Genomic DNA, 8142 nt, shown 5'->3' with positions numbered 1-8142 from the left:
GCGCGGCGGCGAGCAATACAACGTGGTCGTGACCTTCCACAGCCGCGAGAACGAGGAATGGGGCGTGCGCGACGGCAGCCGCGCGGAAGTGCAGAGCTACTACGAAAGCTGCTGCGCGCGCGCCCACCAGCTGATCGACCTGCCCAAGAGCTGGAAGCGCTGGGCCACGGCCGACCGCGATCCCATAGGCCAATGGAGCTTCGGCCGCGCGACGCTGCTGGGCGACGCGGCCCACCCCACGCTGCAATACATCGCCCAGGGCGCGTGCATGGCGCTCGAAGACGCGGTCACGCTGGGCGAAGCGCTCAAGGCCTGCGACCAGGACTTCGTCCAGGCCTTCGCGCTCTACGAACGCTCGCGCATTGCGCGCACCGCGCGCGTGGTGCTGTCGGCGCGCGAAATGGGCCGCATTTTCCACGCCCAGGGCGTCGAACGCCTGGTGCGCAACGACCTGTGGAAAGGTCGCACGCCCGAACGCTTCTACGACGCCATGGAGTGGCTGTACGGCTGGAAAGTCGACAACTGCCTCGCCGACTGAACCCATCCCAGGAGAAAGACAATGGAAGAACTTGGTCGCCTCGAAGACCTGCCCCAGGATTACCGCGACGAACTGGTGCGCAACAACCTGGTGCCGCTGTGGCCCAGCCTGCGCAGCGTGATGCCGCCGCAGACCCCGCGGCCGCGCACCCAGGCGATTGCCTGGACCTATGACAGCATACGTCCGCTGCTGATACAGGCCGGCGAACTCACGCCCATAGAAAAGGCCGAACGCCGCGTGCTGGTGCTCGCCAACCCCGGCCATACGCTGGAAAAGATGCAGGCCAGCTCGGCCATCTATCTGGGCATGCAGCTGCTGCTGCCCGGCGAATGGGCGCCGTCGCACCGCCACACGCCCAATGCCGTGCGCATGGTGGTCGAAGGCGAAGGCGCGTGGAGCACCGTGGACGGCGAGAAATGCCCGATGCTGCGCGGCGACCTGATCCTCACACCCACGGGCCTGTGGCACGAACACGGCCACGACGGCGACCAGCCCGTGGTCTGGCTCGATGTGCTCGACCTGCCGCTGGTCTATTACATGGAAGCCACCTACCACGTCGACGGTCCGCGCCAGCAGACGCTGCCCGGCCGCGGCGACCGCGCCTATGCGCGCGGCGGCGTCGCCCCGACCAAGGTGTTCGAGCGCAGCAGCAGGCAATACCCGATGCTGCGCTACCCCTGGGCCGACGCGCGCGCGGCGCTGGTGTCGCTGGCCGACGACCAGCCCGCGCTCGACTGCGTGCAGGTCACCTATGTGAACCCCGAGACCGGCGCCGACTGCGAAAACATCCTGGGCTTCTACGCGCTGATGCTGCGCCCGGGCCAGACCCTGCAGTTGCCCGCGCGCTCGCCGGCCACGGTCTTCCATGTGATCGAGGGCGGTGCGCTGATCGCCGTGCTCGACCAGGATTTCAGCCTCGCCGAATCCGACACCTGCTGCGCGCCCGGCTGGGCGCCCATCACGCTGCGCAATGCGTCGACCACCCAGGCCGCGTTCCTGTTCGTCGCCGACGAGGCGCCGCTGCACCGCAAGCTGGGGGTTTACGAAGTGCGTGACTGAACGCCGCTTCGCCCCTCATTTTTTCCGAAAGACTTTTGTCATGACCACCAACTATCTCTGGACTCCCCCCGCCGTTCAATCCCTGCCGGTGCGCGGCAGCGAGCAACGCCTGCCCATCAATCGCCTGTTCTTCGTCGGCCGCAACTACCATGCGCACGCCGTCGAAATGGGCCGCCCGGTCGACAAGAGCGTGGAGCGCCCGTTCTACTTCACCAAGGCCCCTTCGACGCTGGTCGAGTCGGGCGCCACCGTGGCCTATCCGCCCGAGACCAACAACTACCATTTCGAGATGGAACTCGTGGTCGCGATCGGCAAGCCGGGTTTCCGCATCGCCGCCGAACAGGCGCATGAATACATCTACGGCTATGCCTGCGGCCTGGACATGACGCGGCGCGATCTGCAGCTGGTGGCGCGCGACAAGGGTCGGCCCTGGGACCTGGGCAAGGACGTGGAGCAGTCGTCGGTGGCCAGCGAAATCGTGCCCATGCCCGGCGTGGTGATCGATAGCGCTGCGATCGAACTGTCGGTCAACGGCCAGGTCAAGCAGCAGTCGAATGTCGACAAGCTGATCTGGGACATACGCGAAATCATCGCCGACCTGTCGCTGTTCTACCACCTGCAACCCGGCGATCTGATCTATACCGGCACCCCTGAAGGCGTGGGCGCGGTGGTGCCCGGCGACCAGATCGCGGGCAGCGTCGAAGGCGTGGGCAGCGTGGCGCTGACCGTGGGCGCGGCCGAGTGAAGCGCATGAAACTCTACAGTTTCTTTCGCAGCGGCACTTCGCACCGGCTGCGCATCGCGCTCAACCTCAAGGGCCTGAGCGCCGACTACATTCCCGTCGACCTGCGCGTCGACGAGAACAGCGGCGCGGCGTTCAAGGCCGTCAATCCGCAGGGACTGGTGCCCGCGCTCGATGTCGACGGCCAGGTGCTGACCCAGTCGCCGGCCATCATCGAGTGGCTGGAGGAAACGCATCCCACGCCCGCGCTGCTGCCCCAGGGCGCGGCGGACCGGGCGCGGGTGCGCGCGCTCGCGGCGCTGATCGGCTGCGACGTGCACCCGATCAACAACCGCCGCATTCTGATGTACCTGCGCCAGCAGTTCGGCGCCAACGAAGCCGCGATCAACGCCTGGTGCGCGACCTGGATCATCGCCGGCTTCGACGCTTTCGAAGCGCTGCTGGCCCAGGACAGCGCACGCGGCGACTTCTGCTTCGGCGGCGCGCCCACGCTGGCCGACGCCTACCTCGTGCCGCAGGTCGAAAGCGCACGCCGCTTCGGCGTGGACATGGGCGCCTGGCCGCTGATCAGCGCCGTCGACGCGGCCTGCGCGCGCCTGCCGGCATTCGCCAAGGCTGCACCGCTGGAACAACCTGACGCCACCTGAGAAACCGAGACAACCATCGGGCCCCGCGTCCGATGGCATTGAAAAGAAGATATGACAACCGCCAACGTGATCGACGTCCAGCAATTCATCAACCAGCACCGCTTCTCGCGCACGCAGATTGTCACGTTGCTGCTGTGTTTCCTCATCGTCGCGATCGACGGCTTCGACACCGCGTCGATAGGCTTCATCGCCCCCGCGATACGCGAAGCCTGGGGGCTGGACCCGGCCCACCTCGCGCCGGTGTTCGGCGCGGGCATGTTCGGCCTGATGCTGGGCTCGCTGATCTTCGGCCCGCTGGCCGACCGCATAGGGCGCAAGGCCACGCTGATGATCTGCGTGGCGTTCTTCGGCGTCGCTTCGCTGGCCTCGGCCTGGTCGCCGTCGCTGCAGGTGCTGGTCGTGCTGCGCTTTCTGACCGGCCTGGGCCTGGGCGGCGCCATGCCCAACTCGATCACGCTGAGCTCCGAATACGCGCCCGACAAGCACCGCAGCGTGCTGGTCACGACCATGTTCTGCGGCTTCACACTGGGCTCGGCGCTGGGCGGCATCGCGGCGGCGCACATCGTCGCGCATTTCGGCTGGGAAGCCGTGCTGCTGATCGGCGGCATCATGCCGCTGGCGATCCTGCCGCTGCTGGCCTTCGCGCTGCCCGAGTCGGCACGCTATCTGGTGATTCGCGGCGGCGCCACGGCGCGCGTCACGGCCATCCTGCAGCGCATCGCGCCCGACGCCGACCTGCGCAATGCCAGCTACGCGGTGACCGAAAAGCCCGCGAGCGGCTCGCCGCTGCGCCAGCTGTTCGACCCGCAACTGCGCCGCGGCACGCTGGTGCTGTGGCTGATGTTCTTCATGTGCATGTTGATCATTTACCTGCTTTCGAGCTGGCTGCCTACGCTGATCAAGAGCACGGGCCGCTCGCTGGAAGACGCCTCGCTGGTCACGGCAATGTTCCAGGTCGGCGGCACCGTGGGCGCGATCGCGCTGGGCCGGCTCATGGACCGCTTCAACGCCCAGCGCGTGCTGGCCGGCGCCTATCTGGTGGGCGCGCTGTTCATCGCGCTGATAGGCCACAGCGTGGGCTCGACGGCGCTGCTGGTGCTCGCGGTCTTTGTCGCGGGCGTCTGCGCTTCGGGCGGCCAGGTGGGCGCGAACGCGCTGGCCGCAGGCTTTTACCCCACGTCGAACCGCGCCACGGGCGTTAGCTGGGCGCTGGGCATAGGCCGCATCGGTTCCATCCTGGGCTCCATGGCCGGCGGCTTCATGCTGACCGCGGGCTGGAGCCTGGCGACGCTGTTTGAAGTCGTGGCCATTCCGGCCGTGATCGCCGCGGTCTGTGTACTGTTCATGCAGAAACGAGCCGTACACTGACGATTCACCTCGTCGCCGCAGCGATGCGGTGGCGGGCCAACGAGCCCTGGAGACACAGGGCCTTTTCCATCAGGAGACAAACTTGAAAACCATCTCGTCCGCGCCACCGGCGCTGGTCGGTGCCGCCTTGCTGGCCCTGGGCGCCAGCGCCTGGGCACAAAATGCACCCTATCCCGCCAAGCAGGTCAATGTGATCACGGCCTTTGCCGTGGGCAGCGGCCCCGACGCCGTGCTGCGCCTCGTGGGCCAGAAGCTGGGCCAGCGCTGGAAGCAGCCCGTGACCGTGGAGAATCGCCCCGGCGGCGGCGGCTTCGTCGCCATCGAGGCCGTGCGCCGCGCCCCGCCCGACGGCTATACGCTGCTGCAGCTCGACAGCGAGCATGTCTCGGCCCTGCCCTACCTCTACGCCAAGCGCAACTTCGACACGCTCAAGCATTTCGACGCGGTCGCGCCGCTGTTTCTCACGCCGTTCTTCATTGCCGTGCCCACGCAGTCGCCGTGGAAGAATCTGGGCGACCTGATCAAGGCCGCCAAGGCCGAGCCCGGCCGCATCAGCTACGGCTCCTGGGGCGTGGGCAGCCCAGGCCATCTGGGGGCGGAGTGGCTCGACTACCTCACGGGCAGCAAGATGACCCATGTGCCCTACCGCGAAGTCAGCCAGCTGTTCACGTCGGTCGCCAATGGCGACCCGGCCTGGAGCTTCGCGAGCATTCCGTCCAGCCAGGGCATCTACCGCGCGGGCAAGCTGCGCTACCTCGCCGTCGCCAGCCCGCAACGCAACCCGCAGCTGCCCGACGTGCCCACGGTCGCCGAATCGGGCGGCCCGGCCGAACTCGATGTGAACTCCTTCGTGTCCCTGCTTGCGCCCAAGGGCATCGCACCCGCCGTGCGCGACAGGATCCACGCCGATGTGGTCGCCGTGCTGCAGGACCCCGAAGTCAAGGAGAAGTTCGCGACTTTCGCCTTCCAGCCCATCACCTGGCCCTTGCCGCAAATGGACCAGTTCGCCAAGGGCAAGGCCGAGCAGTACAAGCTGTTGATCCAGAAGGCGAACATCAGTCTGGATTGAGGTCGCAGCGAACTCCGCCCTCTTGGAGCACAGGCCGTTGATCCTTCGACCCGGCCGGCCAGGCGGGCTCGGGACGAACGCGGGCCAGCATCCGTTCGCCATGAGCCAGTCGAAGGGCAGAGCCCAGGGTAGGCGCACCGTTCACTGCGGCGGCTGCAGCCGCTGCGCCTCCTCCTTCAACGTCTCCTTCAACCAGCGCCACACGGCCTGGATGCGCGGCACCGACTGCCCTTCCTGCGGCATCGACATCCAGAACGTGCGCGTGAAGCGCGCCTGCGGCTGGTGCACGCGCGCCAGGCGCGGATCGCGGTCGGCGAGGAATGCGGGCAGCACGCCCAGGCCCGCGCCCGCGCGCACGGCTTCGTATTGGGCGGTGATGCTGGTGCTGCGAAACGCGTAGCGCTGCGGCTGGTAGAGGCTGTCGATCAGCTGCAGCTCCTTGGTGAACAACAGATCGTCGACATAGTGCACGAACGCATGGTGGCGCAAATCTGCCGTTTCGCGCACCAGCGGGCGGCGCGCGAGGTATTCGCGCTCGCCGTAGAGATAGAGGTCGTAGTCGGCCAGCCGCGTCACGACCACGGCGCCACGCTTGGGGCGTTCGAGCGAAATCACGATGTCGGCTTCGCGCCGCGACAGGTGCAGCAGCCGCGGCAGTGCCAGCAGATCGACCGACAGCTGCGCATGCCTGCAAGTCAATGCGGCGAGCTTGCCCGCGAGCAGGGAGGTTCCCAGACCTTCGGTCGTGCCCACGCGCACCAGGCCGCTCGGGCCTTCGGCCGATGTCGCGGCCTGGTCCACGCTGCGCTCTATGCCGCGCGCGGCCTGGGCCATGGCTTCGACCGCGGGCAGCAGCGCCCGGCCGGCTTCGCTGGGCCGCAGGCCGCCGCTCTCGCGCGTGAACAGTGCCTGGCCCAGGCTTTTTTCCAGCGCCTGGATGCGGCGCGCGACCGTGCTGTGTTCCACCTGCAGCACGCGCGCGGCCGCCGACAGGCTGCCGTGCTGGCCCACGGCGGCAAAGTAACGCAGATGTTCCCAGTCCATGAAAACCCTTAATGAATGCGCGCGATCCAGCACTGGCGCGGCCTGCGCGAGCTGTGCATTTTTGCAAAGCGAAAATGCAGAAATTGATATTGCCCCATGAAATTCGCACAGCTAGCATAGTCCATCGCTGGCAAATTTCTAACTACACCGGAGACAATGTCATGAACGCCCCTACCGCTGCTGCCGTCCTCGCTCCCACGGTCAAACTGCTGATCGACGGCCAACTGGTCGAATCGCGCACCACCCAATGGCGCAACGTGGTCAACCCCGCGACCCAGCAGGTGCTGGCGCGCGTGCCCTTCGCCACGCCCGAGGAAATCAACCTGGCCGTGAGCAGCGCCAAGAAGGCGTTCGCGACCTGGAAGAAGACGCCCATCGGCACCCGCGCGCGCATCTTCCTCAAGCTGCAGCAGCTGATTCGCGAAAACATGGGCGAGCTCGCGGCGCTGCTCACGGCCGAACAAGGCAAGACGCTGGCCGACGCCGAAGGCGATGTGTTCCGCGGCCTCGAAGTGGTCGAGCATGCGGCCGGCATCGGCAACCTGCAGCTGGGCGAACTCGCCAACAACGTCGCCAACGGCGTCGACACCTATTCCATCCTGCAGCCGCTGGGCGTGTGCGCGGGCATCACGCCGTTCAACTTCCCGGCGATGATTCCGCTGTGGATGTTCCCCATGGCGATCGCCACGGGCAATACCTTCGTGCTCAAGCCTTCGGAGCAGGACCCCATGGTCACCATGCGCCTGTGCGAGCTGGCCGTCGAAGCGGGCCTTCCTGCGGGCGTGCTCAATGTCATTCACGGCGGTGAAGACGCCGTGAACGCCATTTGCGACCACCCCGACATCAAGGCCGTGAGCTTCGTCGGCTCGACCCAGGTCGGCACCCATGTCTACAACCGCGCGAGCCTGGCCGGCAAGCGCGTGCAATGCATGATGGGCGCGAAGAACCACGCCATCGTGCTGGCCGATGCGAACAAGGAGCAGACACTCAACGCGCTCGCCGGTGCCTCGTTTGGCGCGGCCGGTCAGCGCTGCATGGCGGTGTCGACGGCCGTGCTCGTGGGCGAAGCGCAGAACTGGATTCCCGAACTGGTCGCCAAGGCGCGCACGCTCAAGGTGAGCGCGGGTGTCGAGGCCGGCACCGACGTCGGCCCTGTGGTCTCGTGCGCGGCGCTGGCGCGCGTCGAAGGGCTGATCGCGCGCGGCGAGGCCGAAGGTGCCAAGCTCGAGCTCGACGGCCGCAAGCCCACCGTCGAAGGCTATGCCAACGGCAATTTCGTCGGCCCGACCATCTTCAGCGGCGTCAAGCCCGGCATGGCGATCTACGACCAGGAAATCTTCGGCCCCGTGCTGTGCCTGATGGCCGCCGACACGCTCGACGACGCGATCGCGCTGATCAATGCCAACCCCAATGGCAACGGCACGGCGATCTTCACGCAGTCGGGCGCCGCGGCGCGCAAGTTCCAGGAAGAGATCGACGTGGGCCAGGTCGGCATCAACGTGCCGATTCCCGTGCCCGTGCCCATGTTCTCGTTCACCGGCAGTCGCGCGTCCAAGCTCGGCGATCTGGGCCCCTACGGCAAGCAAGTCGTGCTGTTCTATACGCAGACCAAGACCGTGACCGCGCGCTGGTTCGACGACAGCACCACGGCCGCGCGCGTCAACACGACCATCAA

The 8142-nt window shown here is 67.0% G+C and carries 8 protein-coding genes; 7 read left to right on the top strand and 1 reads right to left on the bottom strand.

The window, feature by feature from the left end; all coding sequences use genetic code 11:
• From KHY18_RS26420 to KHY18_RS26395, 6 genes are all read left to right on the top strand, one after another.
• Positions 1-538: FAD-dependent monooxygenase (locus tag KHY18_RS26420; RefSeq protein ID WP_213307294.1), on the top strand; the 538-nt coding region annotated here is incomplete at its 5' end.
• Between the two features lie 21 nt (positions 539-559).
• Entirely contained in the window at positions 560-1597 is a 1038-nt protein-coding gene (locus KHY18_RS26415; RefSeq protein ID WP_213307291.1) for a cupin domain-containing protein, read from the top strand.
• A gap of 40 nt (positions 1598-1637) precedes the next feature.
• Positions 1638-2342 carry a fumarylacetoacetate hydrolase family protein gene (locus KHY18_RS26410; protein WP_213307288.1) on the top strand — a complete coding sequence of 235 codons (705 nt, stop codon included), beginning with the start codon at positions 1638-1640 and terminating at the stop codon, positions 2340-2342.
• A 5-nt stretch (positions 2343-2347) separates the two neighbouring features.
• On the top strand, positions 2348-2986 hold the full coding sequence (maiA, locus tag KHY18_RS26405; RefSeq protein WP_213307284.1) for a maleylacetoacetate isomerase: 639 nt from the start codon (positions 2348-2350) through the stop codon (positions 2984-2986).
• A gap of 51 nt (positions 2987-3037) precedes the next feature.
• Positions 3038-4354 (top strand): MFS transporter, encoded by a 1317-nt coding sequence (locus KHY18_RS26400; protein WP_213307281.1) that lies wholly within the window; start codon positions 3038-3040, stop codon positions 4352-4354.
• An 82-nt stretch (positions 4355-4436) separates the two neighbouring features.
• On the top strand, positions 4437-5423 hold the full coding sequence (locus tag KHY18_RS26395) for a Bug family tripartite tricarboxylate transporter substrate binding protein (protein ID WP_502769421.1): 987 nt from the start codon (positions 4437-4439) through the stop codon (positions 5421-5423).
• 141 nt (positions 5424-5564) lie between these two features.
• Here the strand turns inward: KHY18_RS26395 and KHY18_RS26390 are convergent, their stop codons facing one another.
• Positions 5565-6467, bottom strand: coding sequence for a LysR family transcriptional regulator (locus KHY18_RS26390; protein WP_213307279.1), 903 nt, complete (start codon positions 6465-6467; stop codon positions 5565-5567).
• A 161-nt stretch (positions 6468-6628) separates the two neighbouring features.
• On the opposite strand from KHY18_RS26390, the gene KHY18_RS26385 reads away from it, so the two are divergent.
• The coding region (locus KHY18_RS26385) for a CoA-acylating methylmalonate-semialdehyde dehydrogenase (RefSeq protein WP_213307276.1) at positions 6629-8142 on the top strand (1514 nt) is incomplete at its 3' end.

This window comes from Acidovorax sp. CCYZU-2555 (assembly GCF_018413525.1).
Classification (GTDB): Bacteria; Pseudomonadota; Gammaproteobacteria; order Burkholderiales; family Burkholderiaceae_C; genus Comamonas.
This window is presented reverse-complemented; position numbering and strand designations above follow the sequence as displayed.